Here is a 19044-nt window from a genome sequence, read left to right on the forward strand (position 1 = left end):
GTCCTCTAAGGCTGCCGACTATCGTTGGGGAGGAACTCCCTCCCCAAACTTATTTTAAGGACTCCCTCAGTTCCTCCTCGAAGGCTGCTACCGCTGATTCCGTAGGCAGGGCCCCTATCTCGATCTCGTATTCTACGGTCTCCCCCGGCTCTAGGTGCCTCAGCCTTCCCTCCTCCCGCAGCACGTGGCGCGGTGTCTCCCAGTAGTTGGCAGGCTCGAGTGCACAGACGTAGTCCCTGGTGCCCATCATCTTCCACTGCGCTAGGCAGGGTAACTCCTTGGCTCTGTACCGCAGGAAGGCCCCGAAACCCATCTGGCGGTTGACTATGGCTGCGCGCACTAGGCCATCAGATCCCACTTTGGGCTTGTGGAAGAACACCTGCTCGCGGAAGTCAGCTCTTGGAGCTTCAAAGAGGTGCCAGCGATGAGCTCCGGCCTCCGCGTCCTCGTCCCTGGGCCTCACGGATTCGTCCTCCACCAGCACCTGGGAGTCGGGGCTCACCACCGGGAAGCCGAAGTTGCAGTGGTAGAGGATCATGTGGGGCGTGGGGCGGTAGCCGTCGTTATGGACCACGTCCCTCAGCACGAGAGAGTTGGCTCCCAGATGGGTGGTGATAGATCTCTCCAGGGTGAGGTACTCTCCAAAGAGCACAGCCTGTCGGGCCGTGCCCTGGAGCTCTATCTTGTAGCTGTCGCCCTCCCAGCCCTCGTGGATGTGCACGTTTTCGGCCGGGCAGTGGGAGATGCGCCCGTGCAGCCCTAGCTCTTCCCCTTGGTCCACCTCTGGGTGTCCGAAGTGGATGAGTCCGCAGGTGGTCACCAGTCCCCCGCCGAAGGTGCGTCCCCAGCCATCCCCTTGGGGCTCGTAGAGCGCCGGCCCCCCTAGCGCAGGATGCAGCCATGCCAGCGGTCTGCCCGAGTGCTCAGCCTGCCATATGTCCATCGCTCGATCGAGCAGGACTTGGAACGTGAGCCCTGAGCCCGTCCGGACCGTTGCCACCCGCATGCCTCGAGCGCGACCGTCTGTGATCTCCCCAAGCTGTACCCCTGCCAGCTGAAACATGTAGCCCGTCATCCTCTCGAGCTCATCCTTGGAGTAGTCCCTACCGTACAACTGAGTCATGAGCATCCCTCCTTGTGTGGCTTGCGTGCACACCGATGATAGCACAACCTCGTGGGTGAGCTACAGAAGAGAGATGCTCTAGCCCTCACTCCTCCCCACAGATAGGAGGGTTGCTCCTGACCGAGAGCCAAGCCCCCGCTACCAGCAGCAGGATCGCTAGCCCCCACGCAATGGGGCTGTTGGCGGGATGAAGCGGCCAGGCCCAGGGCTGGGGTTCTCTATAGGGGGTGGTACCGAACATGGCGGTGAGCAGCAAAAACGCTGTGGGCAGCACTGCGCCGGCCTCTTTGCCCAACAGCTGTCGGCCCATCAACGCGAGTCCCAGGTAACCCAGGGCGTTCCTGCCGGCCGACACCGCCAGGGGCGGTCCAGCGGTCGCGCTCTCTGCTAGGCAGACGAGCAGGAACAACCCCGCCAACGACACCGCCCACAGCGTGTCGAGCGACCACACCGGACGGCTCGACACCATCTCAAGCAGCGTATATCCTCCGGCCAGGCTCCAACACGTGGTGATGGCCACCCCTACCGGGAGGATGAGCACCACCGGCACGTCGGCTGTACCCCCGAATAGATTGGGTATGGGCAGGTACAAGCCTGACAGCGGCGGGACCGCGAGCGACAGCAGCAGCACGAGGGCGACGCTGAGGGGCGCTCGTCTGGTCTTCAGCCAGAGGCTCACCTGACCCTCACCTGGGTAGGACCACAGCTGCGGGCGGCCGCCAGCTGCTCCCTGAGCCAGGACGCCTGCTCTTGGGGGTTCCATCTCGATACCTGCCTGATCTCGGAGAACGTGCTTGGGTCCTGGTAACGCTTGGCGATCTCCGAGATCGGTATCCCCGCCTTCACTCCCAGCCAGAAGGTGGCCCGCATGCCGGCATCGAAGGCTTCTTCGCTCTCGCAGTTCGGATCGGCTCCCACCACGGCCGAGGCCAGCGACAGCTTGAGGCTGACGTCGTCGGTCTTGACGTTGGTGTCAAACTCCGCCTCGCCAGGTCCTTTGGCCTGCCCCTCAGTCAGGGTGTCAGGCAGGTTCACTCCCTGGGAAGCCCACGCTTCCCTGGCTTGGGCCAGCATGCTCAGTATCCTGGGGAGCATGCCCGCGTGCTCGGGCCACACGCATACCCTGGGTTGCGATCCGGCGCACCTCAGCAGCGATGGATCCCGTGCCACGACCGGCACATATCCAAAGCCGCGCACCAGGGGCACGGCCAACGCCAACGCGATCGCCAGGGGGACCACCGCGAGCCACCTCCAACGGGCGATGGTCATGAGCACCATCGCTGAGGCGCCCACTCCCAGAGTGACCAGGACCGTGGCCAGCACGGCCTTGGGGGCCAGGTCCCATTCCGCGCTGCAGCAGAGGAACAGGCCGCTGCCGTTGAGGTGTCGCAGCCATACGGGTTCCATGCCCACGGGCAGCGCCAGCCAGGTCCACACCAGGAGCATGGAGAGCGGCACGCTTAGGACCAACGGCAGCCACACGCCCAGCGCGAAGCCCAGCAACGAGTAGCAGGTAATCTGTATGGCTATCAGGCCCAGCACCCGCCAGTCCGGCACGTGCACCCCTCTCTGCAGCAATAGGTAGCCCGTGGCCAACAGCATAGCGCACATGCCGACCGTCCAGGGCAGCGCGCAGCTCCAGGCAGCTATCGTAAGCTTGGAGCGCGCATGTGGCTTGTCCCACCACCGGGCTCTGCGCAGCCGACCGCCCTCCCAGGCGCACAGGCCCGCGCACGCTGAAGCCACCCAGACCAACACGCCTTCTCCAGCAGCCGTCCAGGCCAGCGGATAGGGATCGGCCGACACCCCTTCGGCCACGATCGTTCTGGCGTAAGCCCAGGCGGCCGCGACCATCGGGAGCAGCAGCCAGCTGGCGGGGCTGACCCTCAGAACCGTTCGCCAGCGCATCAGTGCTCTCCGCCCAGCAGCACGGCGTAAGCTACCTCCGCCCTCCGGGGACCGTCGGGCGCCAGCGACATGAAGTCCCCGACCGGGCCCTCGAACACTATCCTGCCCTCGGTGATGACCGCCACCCGATCGTACACCTCTGACAGATCGTCCACCTGGTGCGTGGAGACCAACACCGCCAGCTCTCCAGGCAGTCTCGTCAGGATGTCGCGGAACCTGGCCCTCTGTGCGGGATCGAGGCCAACGCTGGGCTCGTCCAGCAGCAACACCTGGGGGGAGTGCACCAGCACCTGTGCCAGCCCCACCCTGCGCAGCTGCCCTCCCGAGAGAGTGCTGGCCTTGGAGTCGCCCAGCGCCGTCAGGTCCACCATCTCCAGCGCCTCCCCCGCCCTCTGCCACGCCTCGGTCCTGGAGAGTCCCTTGAGCCAGCCTGCGTAAGCTACCTGCTCGCGCGCCGTCAGCCCCGGCACGGCCCTGATCTGCTGGGGCATCCAGCCCACCAACCTCCTGTAGCGGGCACGATGGCGAATGTGTCGGGGGTCGAGTTCTCCTAGACTCACTCTGCCGGCCTTCGGTGTGAGTGCGTTGGCGCCGAGCCCTATCAGCGTAGATTTGCCTGCTCCGTTAGGCCCAAGCAATACCGTGCGGCCCCGCTGGACCTCCCAGGAGAAGTCCTCGAACACCCTCTTCTTCCGAGAATATCCGTAGGTCAAGCTCTCAAAGCGAAGGGACATCGCAGCTCCTAGCAAGTCTTCCTTGCCTTGTATGCTACCATGAGCGTTTCCTAGTTGCTAGTAGACGACCTCTACAGCCCTCACGTCCAGGGTGTTCCAGTCCTCGTTCGGCCCGCTGTAGTCCGTGATGGTGAAGTGGTAGTCCCCCTCCTCGACGTCCCCGTAGAAGCCCGAGGCCGAGTTCCAGCAGTACAGCCTCTTGGTGCCAACTATGGCGTCCGGTCTGAAACGTATCTCACGGTAGAGCCTGACATCTGCCCAGTCGTTGGGGTCAGTGAAGGGGGTTGAGTCTCGGCATGTACTGAATGTGATCTTCGTGTTGACGTTATCTGAGTTGTTATCGTGCCAGGAGCGCGACTCAAAACCCACCCTGGCTCCTCCTATCCATGATGTCCACCTGCCCTCCGCGTGGGCAGATCCGGCGAGCATCGAGCTTGCCAGAGTCAAGAGGACCACACCCGTAAGGCGCAGTTGACTAATCATGCTAATCTCCTTTCTCCTTGCAGGTTGCGCGGGTAGGTAACTACATTATAACGATAAATGATATAAATATGTATTGTCAATACTTATCTTGGTGTTAGTTTGTATTCGCTGGGCAGTAATTGAGACCTTGCCCAATGTGGGTGGGGGATATAAGGTTTACTGAAAGTGTTGTGGCTTTGGGATACTAGTTCGGACCCTCTGGAGGCTGCACCAAGTTGGCGACTACTAGGCTATCGCCTGCGCAGAAGCCAGCTAAGAAGGGCGAACGTAACGCCCAGGGCGGCTCCTAGGGCCAACGCCCTGGGAGTGTCCAGCAGCACTCGCGAGCCCTCTTCCAGCTTGGTCTCGCCCGAGATGATTATGCCCACAAACCCTTGCTCCACCTCTGCCTCTGAGGCTATCACGAGGGCACTGCCTCCCTGCTCTATCTCCGTTTCTCCTCCCGAGATGATCACGGCGGCTCCTCCGCCTGCGATCTCGGTGTTGCCGCCGGAGATCAAGAGGCCGCCGCCTCCCCCATGAATGGACATATCGCCTTGTGATATGATCGCCGCCGCCCCTCCCCCTTTGATCTCCACGTGCTCGCCTTGTACTGTCCCCGCGATGGGGGGAGCCTCACGCTCTGGGCGTTCTCGGTTTTCGTTGTCATCTGGTTGCAATATGTGCCTCCTTGGTGAGTGTTGTGGGTTGCCGGGTAGTGCTACCCGGCAACCCGATGAGGATTAGGGCAGTCTGGCGAGGGCGTCCATTATCGCTCGCCGGGTGTAGACCTTCACGAGTTGGGCCCGGTACTCCTCCGAGGCAAAGATGTCCCCTAGGAACTCCATGTTACTGCCTGCCAGTTCTGATGCTCCCTGTACGGTACCCTCGTCCAGCTGCTGGCCCTTGAGGGCGTTCTCGACCTCGGTGGCCCGCTGTGCGAAGGGCCCAGCACCTGTGATGCCCACTCGACAGTCGGCGCACTTGCCCGAGTCGTCCAGGGTGACCACCGCCGCCACGCCGACCACGGCATAGCCCGAGGCTGGGTGCCTGAACTTCTGGTAGGACATCCCAACCCTGCCTGAGGGCACTGGAAGGTCTACGTGTGTCAGTATCTCCCCTGGCTCCAACGCCGTGGTGAGCAGGTCGACGAAGAACTCCTCTGCGGGGATAGCGCGTTCGCCTTCGGGGCCCCTGGCGTGCATGGTGGCCCCGAGGGCCAGAGCCACCGCTGGCCAATCACCCGCGGGGTCTGCGTGGGCCAGGGATCCTCCGAAAGTGCCACGATTGCGCACCATCGGATCGCCGATGACCTTGGCGGCTTGCGTCATGATGGGCAGGGCTTGGGATAGCTCCTCGCTGAACTCTATCATCCGGTGGGTGGTGGTCGCCCCGATGGTCACGGTGCCGTTGGAACGGCTGATACCTCGCAGCTCGGGGATGCGACCGATATCCACGAGTACGGAGGGAGTGGCTAGCCGCAGCTTCATCAGGGGGATGAGGCTGTGGCCGCCAGCGAGCACCTTGCCCTCCTCGGCATGTTCACCAAGGATACCAACAGCTTCATCTATGGTCTGCGGCGCATAGTAGTCGAACTCGGCGGGTATCATCTTCTCCTCCTAACTCCTGTTTTCCTGTGAGTGGATCGATCTCCAGATCCTCTCGGGCGTGAGGGGCATATCGATGTGGCGTATGCCGAAGGGGGCGAGCGCGTCCATCACGGCGTTGACCACCGCGGGGGTCGCGGCGATCGTACCCGCCTCGCCAGCTCCCTTGACGCCCAGCGGGTTGACGGGCGTGGTAGTCACGGTGCGCTCGAGCTTGAAGTCCGGCACCATGCTGGCCTTGGGGATGGCGTAGTCCATCAGTGTACCGGTCACCAGCTGGCCGTTCTCGTCGTACACGCCGTGCTCCCAGAGCGCCTGCGCCATGCCCTGGACTATGCCGCCGTGTAGTTGCCCATCGACGATCATCGGGTTGATGACGTTACCTACATCGTCCACCGCCACGTATCCCAGCAGCTTGACCTCGCCGGTATCTGGCATGACCTCCACCATGCACACGTGCGTGCCGAAGGGGAACGTGCAGTTGGGTGGGTCGAAGTAGGTGGTCTCATCCAGATATGGCTCCATGCCCTCGGGTAGGCTGTAGCCTAGGTGGGCGGCCAAGGCTATCTCCTGGATGGTCTTGCCGCTCTCCGGGGCTCCACGGACCATGAACTTGCCGTCCTGGAAGACTATGTCCTCCTCGGCAGCCTCCAGCATGTGGGCGGCGATCTTCTTGGCCTTCTGTTTGATCTTCTCCACGGCCTTGTAGATCGCCACTCCTCCGACCGCCAGGCTACGGCTGCCGTAGGTGCCGTACCCGAAGGGTGTGCCCTGGGTGTCTCCGTGCTCGACTATCACGTCCTCCAGAGGTACCCCCAGCTCATCGGCCACTATCTGGGCGAAAGTCGTGTCGTGGCCCTGGCCGTGAGGTAAGGTCCCAGTAGTGACCACCACCTTGCCCGTCAGATGGACCTTGACGTTGGCGCTCTCCCACAGCGCAGCTCCCCAGCCCTCACCATTGAGGCCGATCCATGCGGAGGGCGCGAGGCCGCACACCTCTACGTAGCTGGATAGTCCTATGCCAAGGTACCTGCCTTGCTTACGGGCCTCTTCTTGCTGCTGACGGAACTCCCCATAGCCGGAGACCTCCAGTGCCTTGTTCAACGCCTTCTCGTATTCCCCGGAGTCGTACGGCAGCATGCCTACGGGGTTGCGATAGGGGAACTCATCCGGGGGCACGAAGTTGAGGCGCCGCACCTCCGCCGGGTCCATGCCTATCTCCCGAGCGAAGAGATCTATCATCCGCTCGATGAGGTAGGTGGCCTCGGGTCTACCTGCGCCCCTGTAGGCATCGACCATCGCGGTATTGGTGTACACGCCGTACACCTCGACGAAGGCGTTGGGAATCTTGTAGACGCCCGTGATCATGCGTCCGTAGAGAGTGGTGGGGATCCCAGGAGCCGCGGTAGATAGGTAGGCGCCCAGGTTGGCGTAGGTCTTGACCTTGAGCGCCGTGATCTTGCCGTCGCGGGTGCCCGCTATCTCGGCGTAGGTGACGTGGTCGCGCCCGTGGGTGGTCCACATGTAGTTCTCGCGCCTGTCCTCGACATACTTGACGGGGCGTCCCACCTGCTTGGATGCCCAGGCGACGATCGCCATATCTGAGTAGCAGAAGATCTTGGACCCGAAGCCCCCGCCGACGTCCGGCGCTATCACCCTGATCTTGTTCTCGGGGACGTTGAGCACGAACGCCGCCAGCAGCAGCTTCATGACATGTGGTGCCTGCGAGGTAAGCCACAGGGTGTACTCGCCGGTCGCGGGGTTGTAACTGCCGATCGCGCCGCGAGTCTCCATAGCGGTGGGGATAAGACGCTGGTTAATGAGCTTCTGTTGCACCCTCACCTCGGCCTGGGAGAGCGCTGCCTCGGTGGCGTCTCTGTTCCCAGCCGTCCAGTACATGCAGATGTTGTTGGGTGCCTGTGCGTGTAGCTGCGGGGCCCCCTCTTTCGTAGCTTCCTCTGGGTCCACCACCGCCGGTAGCGGCTCGTACTCCACCTCTATAAGGCCGAGGGCGTCCTCTGCGGTGTAGCGGTCCTCGGCGATCACCACCGCCACAGCGTCGCCTACGTAGTGGACCTCGTCCACCTCGAGTGGCCTCGGTGTTGCAACGTTGTTCTGCACGCCGCCTGCCTGCCAGGCACATGGAAGGGCGTTGACATCGGCCATGTCCCTGCCTGTGAACACCGCCAGAACGCCTGGCATAGCCTCGGCCTTGGAAGTATCTATGCTCTTGATGCGTGCGTGGGCATGTGGGCTGTGCAGTATGGCGGCGTAGGTCATCCCGGGGAGCTTGATGTCGTCCAGATAGCTGCCCTTGCCAGTGATGAACTTAGGATCTTCCACCCGCTTGACTGGAGTCCCTACGTAAGTTGCCATCGCTCGACCTCCTTTATGATGTGGGCACGGCCTCAGGACCCTCGACGGCTGCCGGCCTGTGTTGGTCCTCGGGCACGTACTTCTCTTCTGGCAGGGTCTCGCCGCGCATCTTGCGGGCGGCGTACCGTATGGCCTTGACTATGTTCTGATAGCCCGTGCACCTGCAGAGGTTACCCTCCAGCGCCTCTCGGATCTCCATCTCGGAGGGGTCGGGGTTGTGCTGGAGCAGGTCGTAAGCGCTCATGATCATGCCCGGCGTGCAGAACCCGCACTGTAGGCCATGCTCTTCCCAGAAGCCTTCTTGGATGGGGTGCAGCTGACCGTTGGACGATAACCCTTCGATGGTGGTGATCTCGGCACCGTCGGCCTGCACAGCGAACACCGTGCACGACTTGACGGCTTGACCGTTCATGACGATGGTGCAGGCGCCGCACTGGCTGGTGTCGCAGCCTATGTGGGTGCCCGTGAGACCTAGATGGTCTCTCAGGTAGTGGACAAGTAGTAGTCGATCGTCGACCTCGCTCTGGTACTTCCTGCCATTGACTGTGATGGACACGGGATGTGTAGCCATAGAACTCCTCCTATCCTAGCGTTGGTGATATCTTGCAGGTGAGCGGCCTGCCTAGCTGGAAGGTGCTGTCTGCTTGCTCTTCACCCTCTCCTCCATGCACTTAAAGAACTGCCTGGCCATCATCTTGGCGGCTGGAGTCAGCAGCCGCTGCCCTACGCTTGCCAGTGGCCCACTGAGCTGGGCCTCACCGCTGTAGTTGATGAGGGTCTTGCCACCCTGGTCGACCAGAGTGATGGTGGCGGTGCCGGTGACCCTGCCGCCGGAGAAGCTGCCCTCGGCGCTCAGCTGATAGGACTCCGGTGGCTTTTGATCCGTCATGGTGACTGTACCTGTGTAGGCTCCCCTGATGCCCGCGACTCCGGCCTTGCCCTGAGCCTCGTATCGTCCCTCGCCTACCTCATCAAAGCGTTCTACTCCTGGCAGGCAGCCCCTGAGCGCTTCTGGGTCCTGCAGTGTCTGGAACACTACATCGCGGGGTGCGTCCATGGTGTAGCTCCCTTCAAGCTTCATTCCCTTACCTCCACTTATATTGCCCCTGGTAGGGGATAGGATAACACTAATACGCAGTTAGTCAAGAGCTCAGCAAGAGTTGCACCCAAACGATATCTGCTTGCGTATGGTGCTATAATCCACTCAGGGAGTACCGAAGATGCGTGACATAATATCTACAATCGATGACTGGATGCAGCGCTATCCTGTCGTGGCCCTCTCTACGGTGATCAGCACCTGGGGCTCTACACCCCGCCCCGTGGGCTCGCACATGGCGGTTAACCCTAGTGGGGAGTTCGTAGGCTCCGTGAGCGGTGGCTGCGTAGAGGGAGCAGTAGTGGAGGCCTCTTTGGATGTGATCCGCACGGGCAGGCCGCAGATGCTAGAGTTCGGAGTAGCCGACGAGCTTGCCTGGAACGTGGGGCTAGCTTGTGGTGGCCAGATCAAAGTCTGGGTGTTGCCTCTGACCCAAGAGCCTGTATTCATTAATATAAGGCAGGGTTTGATAGAGGGCCGCACTACAGTGCTCGTGTTGCCCTTAGAGGGGAGCCTTGCCGGGCAGATGGCGGTGGTGCGAGATGGGCAGGTCGTGGCAACCGATGAGGCGCTGGGTCCGATCGCGATCTCGGCAGCAGGGCGTGTGGTCGAAGCCCGTGAGCCAGCTGCCTTTGAAGTCGCGGGCGTGCACGTGTTCGCTCAGCCTTATTTCCCTCCCCCCAGGCTAGTGGTGATAGGGGCGGTGCACACAGCGGTACCCTTGGTGTCGCTTGCTAAGGTGTTGGGGTACCACACTACTGTCGTGGATGCTAGGTCGGCTTTTGCCACTCGCGAGCGGTTTCCTGATGCCGATGAGCTGATGGTTAAGTGGCCGGATGAAGCGCTAGCTGAGCTGGCGCCCGACGAGGCCACTGCGGTGGTGGTGCTGACTCATGACCCGAAGTTCGATGAGCCAGCGCTCTCGGCTGCGCTCAGGTCGCGGGCGGGATACATAGGGGCTATAGGCTCGCGCAAGACAAGCGGGGAGCGGTTAGAGCGCTTGCGTGCCCTAGGGTTTGGGGATGAGGAGTTGGCGCGCATCCATGGCCCCATCGGCTTGGATCTTGGAGGCAGGACGCCTGAAGAGGTCGCGCTGGCGATCATGGCTGAGATAGTGGCCAATAGTCACGGGAGGACCGGCGGCATGCTAGGGATGAGGCCAACACAGCCGCCCCGCCAACAGATCTCAGCGTAGAGCAGCAGCCACTCGCATCCTGCGCCTGAAGTACCACCACAGGGTGCCGCCTATCGCCGGTGAGAGCACCATGAAGGAGAGCCACACGCCCACCAGGCTGAGCTCGGTAAAGTGCACCAACGCCCAGGATATGGCCACAGTACCCCATATCCCCAGCGTATTGACCACCATGGGATACCAGGTGTCGCCTGTACCTCTTATCGCGCCTGCCTGGACGAACTCTATCGCCCAGAAAGGCTGTGCCAGAGCTACCAACCTCAGGGCGCTGGCGCCTATCTCCACCACGTCTGGATCCCTAGAGAACAGCTCCATGAAGGGCTCGGCTCCCAGGAATATCAGGGCCCCTATGGAGCCCATCCAGGCCATCGCCCAGAGGGTAGCCACTCTTGCGGAGATCTCTCCCTCCCTGGGCCGCCTTGCCCCAACGCTTTGCCCCACAAGGGTTGTGGCTGCAATAGCGAAGCCTATGCCTGGCAGGAAAGAGAAGGACAGTGCAGTGAAGGTGATCCTATATGCTGCCAGGACATCTGTGCCTAGGTGGGCCACGATCACCGACAGCACGAAGAAGCCTGCTGAAATCATGACTTGCTCCAGGGCTGCTGGTATGCCTATCCTTAGGACGTCCAGGGCCACCTTGAGGTTGGGCAACCAACCTGTGCCCTCTCGGAAGCTGATGCCGTTGCGTCCCCTCCATAGGACCCACAGCAGCAGTAGCAGGGCTATAGCCCTAGCGATAAAAGTGCCCCAAGCGCTGCCCACGGCCCCCAATCGAGGCATTCCGAAGTGACCGTAGATGAGCCCATAGGCCAGAAAGACGTTGATTACGTTGGCGATGCTTGTGACTATCATCGGGGTGCGTGAGTCCCCCACTCCCCTGAGCACCCCTCCGCCTATGAACAGCGCTATCAGCACGACAACGGTAGCCAGCGACACGTGTAGGTAAGCTGTGGCTATGTGGGCTACTTCGGGCTCGACACCGAACAGGGCCACTATATGCTGTGAGAAGAGTAAGCCAATGGCTGCCAGCGGGATCGACAACAGGAAGCTCCAGATGATGGATTGCCTGGCCAGATCGCTCCCACGGCTGAGCTCCCCTGCCCCATAGCTTTGGGCCACCAGCACCGAGGCTCCTACAGACAGCGCTGACAGGGCAGATATCAAGAAGAACATCACCTGCAACGCGGTGCCCACTCCGGCTATAGCTGCAGCCCCCAGCCCCGCTACTAAGAAGGTATCGACTACCCCCAGCAGCGTTTCCAGCAGATTCTCCCCTATCACCGGCCACGCTAGCCCCAACACTCTTCGCTGGATGCCTCCCGATTGTACCTGCCCCTCTTGTGCTATCACTGACAACTCCCCAACCCCCTTGGAATGTGTGCAGTCCATGATAGCAAAGCAAAGCTACCCTCGGAAGGCATAAAATTGTCAATTTGTTCCAAATTGGCCTAATGTTTATATCTGTGGAACCATAGTTCCTCAAATGACTTGGGTGCCGGGTTAATCCCGGCACCCAAGTGGGAGAAGAAGGGGTGGTGAGTTACTTCGAGACGTTGACCAGCGTGATCATCCCTCCTGGCTCTTGACCATGGTTCTGTACATGGCTGAGGATGTGGCAGTGGAACATCCACTTGCCAGGGTTGTTCATCTTCACCAGTAGGTCGTAGCGTTCGCCCGGACCGATCGTCACGACATCCTTGGTGAGCCTGGCTGCCGGTGGGACGGTGTGCCCGTCTGTACCCACTATCTCAAACGGATTGCCGTGCATGTGCATCGGGTGCACCATCTGCCCCATGTTGATCAATCGCACCAGCACCCTATCGCCCTTCTTGGCCTCGATGGGCGTGGTGGCTGGGAACGCCTTGCCGTTGATCAGGTAGTAGCCCTCGGCCTCGCTCAGTACCTGGATGACTTCTTGGTCGTAGAGCTTTTTCTCGTGTCTAGGCTCTATGATCAGCACCCCGTACAGTCCCTTGGGCTCCTGAACGGCCGAGTTGTGGTGCGTGTGGTAGATGAACGTGCCAGCGGGCTCAGCCTTGAACTCGTAGGTAAAGCTCTGGCCGGGTTTGACCACCGGCTGAGTTACGTCCGGCACACCGTCCATGGAGTTGGGTAGCGTGTTCCCGTGGAAGTGTATGGTCGTGGGCTCGGGTAGCTCGTTCTTGAAGTTGATCCTCACCTTATCGCCCTCTTTGACCCTGATGAGCGGACCGGGGACCATCCCATTGTAGGCGTATGCATCGATGAACTCGCCTGGCAGCACTTCCCACTTCACGTGTTTGGCCGTGAGGTTGAATACTTTCACTCCTTTGACTACCCGTGGCTGGAGCTCCTGCAGGCCGTACTCGCCAGCTCTGACAACCGCAGCATGGGATACGTGCGGCATGGCGCTGCTGGAGGCTTGATGCGAGCTATGGTCCGACTCCTGCTTGCCATCGCTAACCACTGCAAACTCGGCGGTCATGCCTGCTTCCTTATGTCCGGGCACCATGCATGCCGCCTGGTACTTGCCCTCGCTGTCGATGGTGAACTCGATAGTGGTCTCTTGTCCTGGCGCCGCGGCGGCGTAGATCGCACCTTCTGATACCTTCTGCCGTAGGCTCGCGCTCATGGCCGCCGAGAGGTTGGTTGACTGCCGGATGATCTTGACGCTGTCTGCTTTTACCCCTTGCACCTCGAAGTCGTGCTCAACAGCGCCCTCGTTCCTAAATGTAAGCCTCACAGCTTTGCCAGCCGGCACTTCTATGCTGGAAGGCTGTAGCTGGAACTCTTTGGCGGTCACCGTGATCTCCTCTTGATTCTGGACTTTGCTGGCCTGCGATCGTCCTCCACTTGTCTGTCCGCTTAGGGTCACGTTGCTAGGGCTTGGCTGTGGGCTGGCCTCCGGGGTGTTCAGCGCCTGTAGGTAGCGCTCGGGAGTCTGCTCGTTGACTCCGGTCACCTCGGTCACCTGTGCCCCGTAAGAAGCGGTGCAGGCTGCCGTCACCAACGATAAAGTTGCTAGCAGTACAACTATCTTGCTAAGGTACCAACTTGCGATGTGTCTCATATTCATATCACCTCTCCCCTCAACTTCAATACAAGGATAGACTCGAGCGCTTACTGTAACCACGACCTACAGGGTGATGTTGACTCGACCAAAAGGGTGAACTCTTTAAGTTCTTCCCTACCCAAAAGGTTAGGTGCTTGCAGATCAGCTGTATGAACGGGTCGGTGGCACGTTATATCTGGGGGAGTGGTGTGGCCCAACTCTGGGCCTGTGTAGATAAGATGTGTTGGGGGCAGCTTAGGGTTGTCCCCGTCAGAGACCTTTGCTTGGGATCTCTATGCCTTGACCCTCTAGCCAGGAGAGATCCAGCTGCCATTGGTGTCGGCTGCGTCTAGCCCACAGTTCGAACTGGGCTTCCAGGTAAAGTTTGGCGTCCTCCAGCGACCAGCCATTAACCCTTGCCAGGTGTGCAATAGCTCTACTCGCCTTACCCTGAGTGGAGGCGTATCCCAGGTGCTTGACCATGTGACAGTCGTGGCACAGCGCCACAACGTCCACCAAGCGTTGGATGTGAGCGTCGTCGTCATACTCCCAAACCTCATGGGCCTCCAGGCGCCCGGGACGGCCACACGCCGTGCAGCGACGGCCCGCTCGTACGTAGGCTGCCCGCCTGATGCTGTCCCACTGACTTGAAGAGAGCATCGATCTCAGATTCTTTCTCCAGGCCGTTGAGGGCACCAACTCCACGGTGAGCATCTTTCTCTCCTTGGAAACCCTTTTACAATCTTGCACAGGTCATATACTTTTCTAATATATTAGGTAGTATACTCAAGGAGAGAGCCCATGCATCATACCACCAACAGGGCTATGTTTGGGATCAATATTGATCCCTCCCCGCGCATGCTGGATGCGGCTCTGGATCTGGCGACTTATGCCGACTCCATGGCCATAGACCTCATTGGATTGCAGGATCATCCTGCTAACCCGAATTTCTTTGACACTTGGACTTTTATGACGGCTCTCGCCGTGCGCACCCAGCGCGTGCGCTTCCTTACCAACGTCGCCAATATATCCCTGCGTCCACCCGCTATGTTGGCCAAGGCGGCTGCGACCCTCGACGCCCTCACCGGTGGAAGGTTGGAGCTGGGGCTGGGAGCTGGCTCCTCGCCTGATGAGATACTAGCGTACGGAGGGGAGTTCAGGACCCCTTCGGAGGCAGTCGAGGCTTTGGAGGAGGCCATAGAGATCTGCCATCTACTTTGGCAGCAGGGCGACGGCAAGACCCCCATCACGTTCGAGGGCAAGCAGTTCCGCCTGCTGGGCGCGAGGCCTGGTCCTGCCCCATCGGGCAAGATACGTATCTGGACCGGCGTGCGTGGTAGGCGCATGCTCGCTCTGACTGGCAGGCTGGCTGACGGTTGGATCGTCTCTAATACCTACGTGCAACCTGAGGATCTACCTGACATGCAGGCACGGATAGATCGCGCTGCGGAGGACGCTGGTAGATCGCCTACGCAGATACGTAGAGGTTACAACGTGATGGGTTACATCCGCACACCTACCAGCCCCAATCTCCGACTCAAGCCCGGGCTTATATCCGGCGAGGCCGAGGAATGGACAGAGATCCTGGTGCGATACTACACCGACCTTGGTATGGACACCTTCATCTACTGGCCGGTTGCTGGCAGCACTCAGGAGCAGATCAGGCTGTTTGCAGAAGAGGTTGTGCCGATGGTGCGCAGGAGGTTGCAGGCTGTTGGCTGATCATCAGAGAGACCTAGGTAGCTTATACGCCTGGTGGCGGGGAGATGAACTCCCTGGGCTCCCACAGGTGCAGGGCTTGCGAGTGCATCGCCTAGATGATATTCCCACTCCACCTCGTATCTTCGATCTCAACCCTGCTCGCTGGCAGTTACGCATTAGCCAAGGTCATATCCCGTATATGGCTACAATAGATGATGATCCAGCTGCCTACGGGTGGGTAGCTACACGGGAGGCTGAGATTGGTGAGCTTGGGTCGCACCTGGTGCTTGTACCTCGGGAGTATTACCTATGGGATTTCTGGACAGCACCCCAGTACCGTGGGAGGAGGGTATACCCACATCTCCTGCAGGCGATCATCCGCGATCTGTTGCCGATCGCCGATGCTTTCTGGGTAGGGCATGGGCCAGGCAACGACTCCTCGCGCAGCGGAATCGAGCGCGCCGGATTTCGTGAGGTGCTCTGGATCGTGGATACACCCAACGGCATCTATGCCATCCCAATAGATCGCGAGCGCTCCGCCAGGGCCTCGCAGCTGCTGGGGATACCGATCTTGCCCTGAAGGGCTGCCTTGTGGCACGGCTCTTGCACAACAAGGCAAGGTCGACAGAGCAGAGAGGGGAGGAGCGCGATGGCGGATCGATATACGGAGGTTGGCAAGCTTTTGTCCGAGAGGCAGGACCTGATCCGTGCCCTGCCGGCTATGGAGCGACAGATAGCCCACATGGCAGCTCTGGGGGCTAACCCTTGGGAGATAGCCAGCGACCTGGGTATAAGCCAGGAGGCAGTCAGGAGTGTGCTGGACAGGCTAACCGCGCAGCTCAAGGGGCAACCACATAGTAGGGTAGAGACTGGTGGCTTGGGTGCTGACACGGATCCTGGTGTCACCGGTGGCTACGGCGACGCCGGGTTCGGGGCGATCGATACTGAGCCCCCAGCAGATAACACTGAGCCCTCTGGCTAGGGTTAAACCCTTACGATGCGGCTTGGTTCTAGCAACTGTGTAAGCTGCGAGGACGATAGCTAAAAAGTGGAGCTATGAGGGAGATAGCTCCCTCATAGCTCCATCTAGTTCCCCACCTGGGTAAGGTCACAGCCCCGTAGCGCCCGAGCCGGGGCCCTGCGTCTTGTTGCGCAACCCATAGGCCGCTATGCCTGGCGCTGGGCCCTCTAGGTCTGTGCCTGCCTCTTCGCTGGAGAGGGGCCTGTCCGGCCAGGCTACCTGTGAGAGCTCGTCCTGCGTGCAAGCCAGCATCACCCGATCGTCGGCCACTTCCTGGATCTGCTCGGCGGGGACGTATAGGTCATCTCCCAACCCGAAGATCCCCCGCTTGACCTGGAAGAAGCTTCGCTCCTCGGTATCGACCTGGCCAGCGGATGTCTGTGTGCCTATGTTGACTTCTCCGACCTTGCCCACCTTCTCTCCATCCGAGCAGTAGACCTCCATGTCCTCTCTTACCATGCTGATCATTGCCTGCTTGTCTGCCATCTTGAGTCTCCTCCTGTGCGGGCTCACACCCATAACTTCGTCACAAGAGATTTATCGCAATAACCTTGCCATTTGGTATTACGGGAGCGCTCAATCTGTGGAGGGCATGACCACTATCTTGGCGGTGGGATCCGACCCACTCTGCGGGCGGCCACGAGTCCTATGTATACCCCGAGGTAGCTGGAGACCAGCACGATTAGTAGGTACGCTAGCGGGATGGATACCTCCACTAAGGGAGCGGGGCCCAGCATGCCCGCTATCAGGAATGGCAGGCAGGTTATCACTGCCGGTGCGATGATCCACGGCAGTACGCGCCGAGAAGCCAGTAGGAAACCGAACGCCATGCCCAGTAACACATATACCACCGCTACCGCTACGAATGTCTGTAAGCGCTCTGTGATGCTGAATATATCGGAGAACAAGAAGTTCAGCACGAGGAAGAACGCCGCAAGACAGCCCATGAGGAGAGACCCAGCATAACCAGCCCAGCGTGCTAGCCCACTGACCATGGGTGCGCCTCCTATCCTAGGACGATGCCGACAGCACGCACTATCTCCTCCGGGTGCCGCACGACACCTTCGCTGAGTATAACCTATATGGGAGTTACCGTCCAATGGGGATAGATGCTAGGTTTGAGGGGCGACTGATGCTCTTCACGGTACCCTTATCCCAGCTTGATTCATACTAAGGTCATCACCGGTCATCACGAGCTGCCGGTGTTGGGACTGGGTATGCTAGGTCAGCTGCCGCGCTCGGTCCACCAGATAGAGGTAATCTCCTAGTAGCAGGAAGCCCACCATCGCGCCCATGAGCTCGAAGCCTATGTACAGCGCTGCTACCTCAGGCAGGCTTGCTGTGGCTATGAAGCCCTCGCTCATGGCCTCGATGACCACGAGCAGGCCACCCCCGATCAAGCCCAGGAGTCCCACTAGGGACCATACGCCGCGTCGTAGGTGCCTCTCCCAGCATCGGAGCGGTGGCAGCAGCGCCGAGAGGTCGTCCAACAGGTCGGTCGGCGCCCCCGATACCGGTAGCGGTCGGGCGAAGGCCAGCAAAGCCACTAGCCCAAACAGGAAGCTCATCCCTAGTACCACGGAGAACAGCTCGCCGACGAGGTTGGCGTTCCACCTGGGAGGGTAGGCGAGCATCCCCAACAGTCCCAGGGTAGCCAGCCCCCAGGCCAACGGTCCCGCCGGGAAGCCCATGCCGCCCATCATGTAGCTGAAGCGGATGTACTGGCGAGTGAGCTGCCACCACAGGCCGAGGGCTAGGGTCGCCAGCACCAACACGCACGCGGCCAGAGTCCACCCCCTGATATCCCTTGCCCAGGCTCCTGGGTAGCGTAATAACCCCAGCAGGTCGGCCAAGCTGCTCGTGCCAACGGAGAGCAGTGCGACAACACAGGCTCGGAGAGTAAGCCGGTCGCTCCCGCCTGCCCGAAAGGCACGGATGAGAGCTATGGACGAGCATAGCATCCCTAGCTGCAGCCCGAAGGAGCTCGTGGCATCAAAGGGATCCTCCCCAAATGGGCACAGCTTCTCCACGGCCGTCACCTGCTTGCTGAGCTCGAAGAACGCCAAGAAGGCTCCTACCACTAATAGCGTCAGTAGGCTCCAGCGTCTTGCGTCCACAATGTCTCTCCCATAGCCCATAGCTAAAGTCAGACCCTTTTAGAGATGATATACCCAGCGGCGTCAGAATCCAACTATCTTGTAGCTGTATCTATACTTGTGCATAATCCTTACACATGAATTTACGGCAGGGATGTCGGATATGGGAAGAAATGACGTCGCTAGATTATTGGCGTAGTGGTAAGCTCTCTACCCATGTAGGGACTAGGAAGACTTCTAGGTGCTGCTAGTAGCTCGAGTGTCTCCTAGATGCCCGTGGCTACGAGCAAGGGGAGCTCTCATCAAGAGCGAGGAAGGCTCGACAGCGGGCGTGCTCCCTGTCCCGTCGCGCCTAGATTCTACCGATAGATAACGCTATGAGCCCCAAGGAGCCTGGCCGCACAAGAAAGGACATCGCGGGCGTGATTCACACTTATCCTGGTGGAGATCTGGAGCCATCGTAGAACGACGGGCGCATGGCCAAGCTGTTCCCCGTCAGGCAGGGCGAACATAGGGCAGTGTGGCACCCGAGGTCGTACAGGTCGACCCTCTTCGACCAGAGCGGGACGTGTGAGGGGTATGCCAGGAGGCCTCCTGGCATACCCCTCTCTACGAGTAGCTACTGGCGGCCGACCGGTGGGACGACCTGCTCGCCCGAGGCCGCTGATCGGTAGAAGGCTACGCATGCCGCCCGGGT

General features: G+C 60.4%; 22 protein-coding genes. 5 read left to right on the forward strand and 17 right to left on the reverse strand.

Annotated features, from left to right (window positions below; translation table 11 throughout):
* Positions 1 to 49 precede the first annotated feature (49 nt).
* Positions 50 to 1123 carry an aldose 1-epimerase family protein gene (locus N2245_RS09060; RefSeq protein ID WP_494536415.1) on the reverse strand — a complete coding sequence of 358 codons (1074 nt, stop codon included), beginning with the start codon at positions 1121 to 1123 and terminating at the stop codon, positions 50 to 52.
* Positions 1124 to 1208: 85 nt separating this feature from the next.
* Positions 1209 to 1589 (reverse strand): hypothetical protein, encoded by a 381-nt coding sequence (locus N2245_RS09065; RefSeq protein ID WP_494536416.1) that lies wholly within the window; start codon positions 1587 to 1589, stop codon positions 1209 to 1211.
* 46 nt (positions 1590 to 1635) lie between these two features.
* On the opposite strand from N2245_RS09065, the gene N2245_RS09070 reads away from it, so the two are divergent.
* A complete protein-coding gene (locus N2245_RS09070; protein ID WP_494536417.1) occupies positions 1636 to 1806 on the forward strand; it encodes a hypothetical protein in 171 nt (56 codons plus the stop codon).
* On the opposite strand, the gene N2245_RS09075 is transcribed toward N2245_RS09070, so the two are convergent.
* The 8 genes from N2245_RS09075 to N2245_RS09110 all read right to left on the reverse strand — a co-directional run bounded on the left by N2245_RS09075 (position 1799) and on the right by N2245_RS09110 (position 9291).
* Positions 1799 to 3031, reverse strand: coding sequence for a DUF7224 domain-containing protein (locus tag N2245_RS09075; protein ID WP_494536418.1), 1233 nt, complete (start codon positions 3029 to 3031; stop codon positions 1799 to 1801). The two genes, N2245_RS09070 and N2245_RS09075, sit on opposite strands and share 8 nt — an antisense overlap.
* Positions 3031 to 3765, reverse strand: coding sequence for an ABC transporter ATP-binding protein (locus N2245_RS09080; RefSeq protein ID WP_494536419.1), 735 nt, complete (start codon positions 3763 to 3765; stop codon positions 3031 to 3033). Before N2245_RS09080 ends, N2245_RS09075 begins: the two co-directional genes overlap by 1 nt.
* Positions 3766 to 3822: 57 nt before the next feature.
* Entirely contained in the window at positions 3823 to 4248 is a 426-nt protein-coding gene (locus N2245_RS09085) for a hypothetical protein (protein ID WP_494536420.1), read from the reverse strand.
* Positions 4249 to 4478: 230 nt separating this feature from the next.
* Positions 4479 to 4907 (reverse strand): hypothetical protein, encoded by a 429-nt coding sequence (locus tag N2245_RS09090; RefSeq protein ID WP_494536421.1) that lies wholly within the window; start codon positions 4905 to 4907, stop codon positions 4479 to 4481.
* 63 nt (positions 4908 to 4970) lie between these two features.
* On the reverse strand, positions 4971 to 5837 hold the full coding sequence (locus tag N2245_RS09095; RefSeq protein ID WP_494536422.1) for an FAD binding domain-containing protein: 867 nt from the start codon (positions 5835 to 5837) through the stop codon (positions 4971 to 4973).
* 9 nt (positions 5838 to 5846) lie between these two features.
* Complete coding sequence (locus tag N2245_RS09100; RefSeq protein ID WP_494536423.1) at positions 5847 to 8210, reverse strand: xanthine dehydrogenase family protein molybdopterin-binding subunit; 2364 nt, start codon at positions 8208 to 8210, stop codon at positions 5847 to 5849.
* 13 nt (positions 8211 to 8223) lie between these two features.
* Positions 8224 to 8781 (reverse strand): (2Fe-2S)-binding protein, encoded by a 558-nt coding sequence (locus tag N2245_RS09105; RefSeq protein WP_494536424.1) that lies wholly within the window; start codon positions 8779 to 8781, stop codon positions 8224 to 8226.
* A gap of 51 nt (positions 8782 to 8832) precedes the next feature.
* Positions 8833 to 9291: an SRPBCC family protein gene (locus tag N2245_RS09110; protein WP_494536425.1), complete on the reverse strand. Its 459-nt coding sequence runs from the start codon at positions 9289 to 9291 to the stop codon at positions 8833 to 8835.
* Positions 9292 to 9430: 139 nt separating this feature from the next.
* Here N2245_RS09110 and N2245_RS09115 point away from each other — a divergent pair, with 139 nt between their 5' ends.
* Positions 9431 to 10501 (forward strand): XdhC family protein, encoded by a 1071-nt coding sequence (locus N2245_RS09115; protein WP_494536426.1) that lies wholly within the window; start codon positions 9431 to 9433, stop codon positions 10499 to 10501.
* Here N2245_RS09115 and N2245_RS09120 read toward each other — a convergent pair.
* From N2245_RS09120 to N2245_RS09130, 3 genes are all read right to left on the reverse strand, one after another.
* Complete coding sequence (locus N2245_RS09120) at positions 10493 to 11848, reverse strand: MATE family efflux transporter (RefSeq protein WP_494536436.1); 1356 nt, start codon at positions 11846 to 11848, stop codon at positions 10493 to 10495. The genes N2245_RS09115 and N2245_RS09120 overlap by 9 nt on opposite strands.
* A gap of 190 nt (positions 11849 to 12038) precedes the next feature.
* Positions 12039 to 13553, reverse strand: a complete 1515-nt coding sequence (locus N2245_RS09125; RefSeq protein WP_494536427.1) for a multicopper oxidase domain-containing protein — start codon at positions 13551 to 13553, stop codon at positions 12039 to 12041.
* A gap of 246 nt (positions 13554 to 13799) precedes the next feature.
* Complete coding sequence (locus tag N2245_RS09130) at positions 13800 to 14243, reverse strand: HNH endonuclease (protein ID WP_494536428.1); 444 nt, start codon at positions 14241 to 14243, stop codon at positions 13800 to 13802.
* 87 nt (positions 14244 to 14330) lie between these two features.
* On the opposite strand from N2245_RS09130, the gene N2245_RS09135 reads away from it, so the two are divergent.
* The 3 genes from N2245_RS09135 (at position 14331) to N2245_RS09145 (ending at position 16212) form a co-directional block, all read left to right on the forward strand.
* Positions 14331 to 15251: an LLM class flavin-dependent oxidoreductase gene (locus N2245_RS09135; protein WP_494536429.1), complete on the forward strand. Its 921-nt coding sequence runs from the start codon at positions 14331 to 14333 to the stop codon at positions 15249 to 15251.
* Entirely contained in the window at positions 15244 to 15810 is a 567-nt protein-coding gene (locus tag N2245_RS09140) for a GNAT family N-acetyltransferase (protein ID WP_494536430.1), read from the forward strand. Before N2245_RS09135 ends, N2245_RS09140 begins: the two co-directional genes overlap by 8 nt.
* 69 nt (positions 15811 to 15879) lie before the next feature.
* Positions 15880 to 16212 (forward strand): hypothetical protein, encoded by a 333-nt coding sequence (locus N2245_RS09145; RefSeq protein WP_494536431.1) that lies wholly within the window; start codon positions 15880 to 15882, stop codon positions 16210 to 16212.
* A gap of 126 nt (positions 16213 to 16338) precedes the next feature.
* Here the strand turns inward: N2245_RS09145 and N2245_RS09150 are convergent, their stop codons facing one another.
* The 4 genes from N2245_RS09150 to N2245_RS09165 form a co-directional block, all read right to left on the reverse strand.
* The gene (locus N2245_RS09150; protein WP_494536432.1) at positions 16339 to 16737 is read right to left on the reverse strand and encodes a DUF2171 domain-containing protein; all 399 of its coding nucleotides are present in this window, start codon (positions 16735 to 16737) and stop codon (positions 16339 to 16341) included.
* Between the two features lie 113 nt (positions 16738 to 16850).
* Positions 16851 to 17246: a DUF6954 family protein gene (locus N2245_RS09155; protein ID WP_494536433.1), complete on the reverse strand. Its 396-nt coding sequence runs from the start codon at positions 17244 to 17246 to the stop codon at positions 16851 to 16853.
* Positions 17247 to 17471: 225 nt separating this feature from the next.
* The gene (locus N2245_RS09160; RefSeq protein ID WP_494536434.1) at positions 17472 to 18368 is read right to left on the reverse strand and encodes a hypothetical protein; all 897 of its coding nucleotides are present in this window, start codon (positions 18366 to 18368) and stop codon (positions 17472 to 17474) included.
* 338 nt (positions 18369 to 18706) lie between these two features.
* On the reverse strand, positions 18707 to 19044 hold a 338-nt coding region (locus N2245_RS09165; protein WP_494536435.1), incomplete at its 5' end, for a hypothetical protein.

The sequence above is a fragment of the Thermobaculum sp. T2p genome, from assembly GCF_059335935.1.

Bases quoted from the DNA above. Each gene is read 5' to 3' on its own strand.
- N2245_RS09060 (WP_494536415.1), bottom strand. From the start codon at position 1,123: ATGACTCAGTTGTACGGTAGGGACTACTCCAAGGATGAGCTCGAGAGG.
- N2245_RS09070 (WP_494536417.1), top strand. From the start codon at position 1,636: ATGGCCACCCCTACCGGGAGGATGAGCACCACCGGCACGTCGGCTGTA.
- N2245_RS09075 (WP_494536418.1), bottom strand. From the start codon at position 3,031: ATGCGCTGGCGAACGGTTCTGAGGGTCAGCCCCGCCAGCTGGCTGCTG.
- N2245_RS09080 (WP_494536419.1), bottom strand. From the start codon at position 3,765: ATGTCCCTTCGCTTTGAGAGCTTGACCTACGGATATTCTCGGAAGAAG.
- N2245_RS09085 (WP_494536420.1), bottom strand. From the start codon at position 4,248: ATGATTAGTCAACTGCGCCTTACGGGTGTGGTCCTCTTGACTCTGGCA.
- N2245_RS09095 (WP_494536422.1), bottom strand. From the start codon at position 5,837: ATGATACCCGCCGAGTTCGACTACTATGCGCCGCAGACCATAGATGAA.
- N2245_RS09100 (WP_494536423.1), bottom strand. From the start codon at position 8,210: ATGGCAACTTACGTAGGGACTCCAGTCAAGCGGGTGGAAGATCCTAAG.
- N2245_RS09105 (WP_494536424.1), bottom strand. From the start codon at position 8,781: ATGGCTACACATCCCGTGTCCATCACAGTCAATGGCAGGAAGTACCAG.
- N2245_RS09110 (WP_494536425.1), bottom strand. From the start codon at position 9,291: ATGAAGCTTGAAGGGAGCTACACCATGGACGCACCCCGCGATGTAGTG.
- N2245_RS09115 (WP_494536426.1), top strand. From the start codon at position 9,431: ATGCGTGACATAATATCTACAATCGATGACTGGATGCAGCGCTATCCT.
- N2245_RS09125 (WP_494536427.1), bottom strand. From the start codon at position 13,553: ATGAATATGAGACACATCGCAAGTTGGTACCTTAGCAAGATAGTTGTA.
- N2245_RS09130 (WP_494536428.1), bottom strand. From the start codon at position 14,243: ATGCTCACCGTGGAGTTGGTGCCCTCAACGGCCTGGAGAAAGAATCTG.
- N2245_RS09135 (WP_494536429.1), top strand. From the start codon at position 14,331: ATGCATCATACCACCAACAGGGCTATGTTTGGGATCAATATTGATCCC.
- N2245_RS09145 (WP_494536431.1), top strand. From the start codon at position 15,880: ATGGCGGATCGATATACGGAGGTTGGCAAGCTTTTGTCCGAGAGGCAG.
- N2245_RS09150 (WP_494536432.1), bottom strand. From the start codon at position 16,737: ATGGCAGACAAGCAGGCAATGATCAGCATGGTAAGAGAGGACATGGAG.
- N2245_RS09155 (WP_494536433.1), bottom strand. From the start codon at position 17,246: ATGGTCAGTGGGCTAGCACGCTGGGCTGGTTATGCTGGGTCTCTCCTC.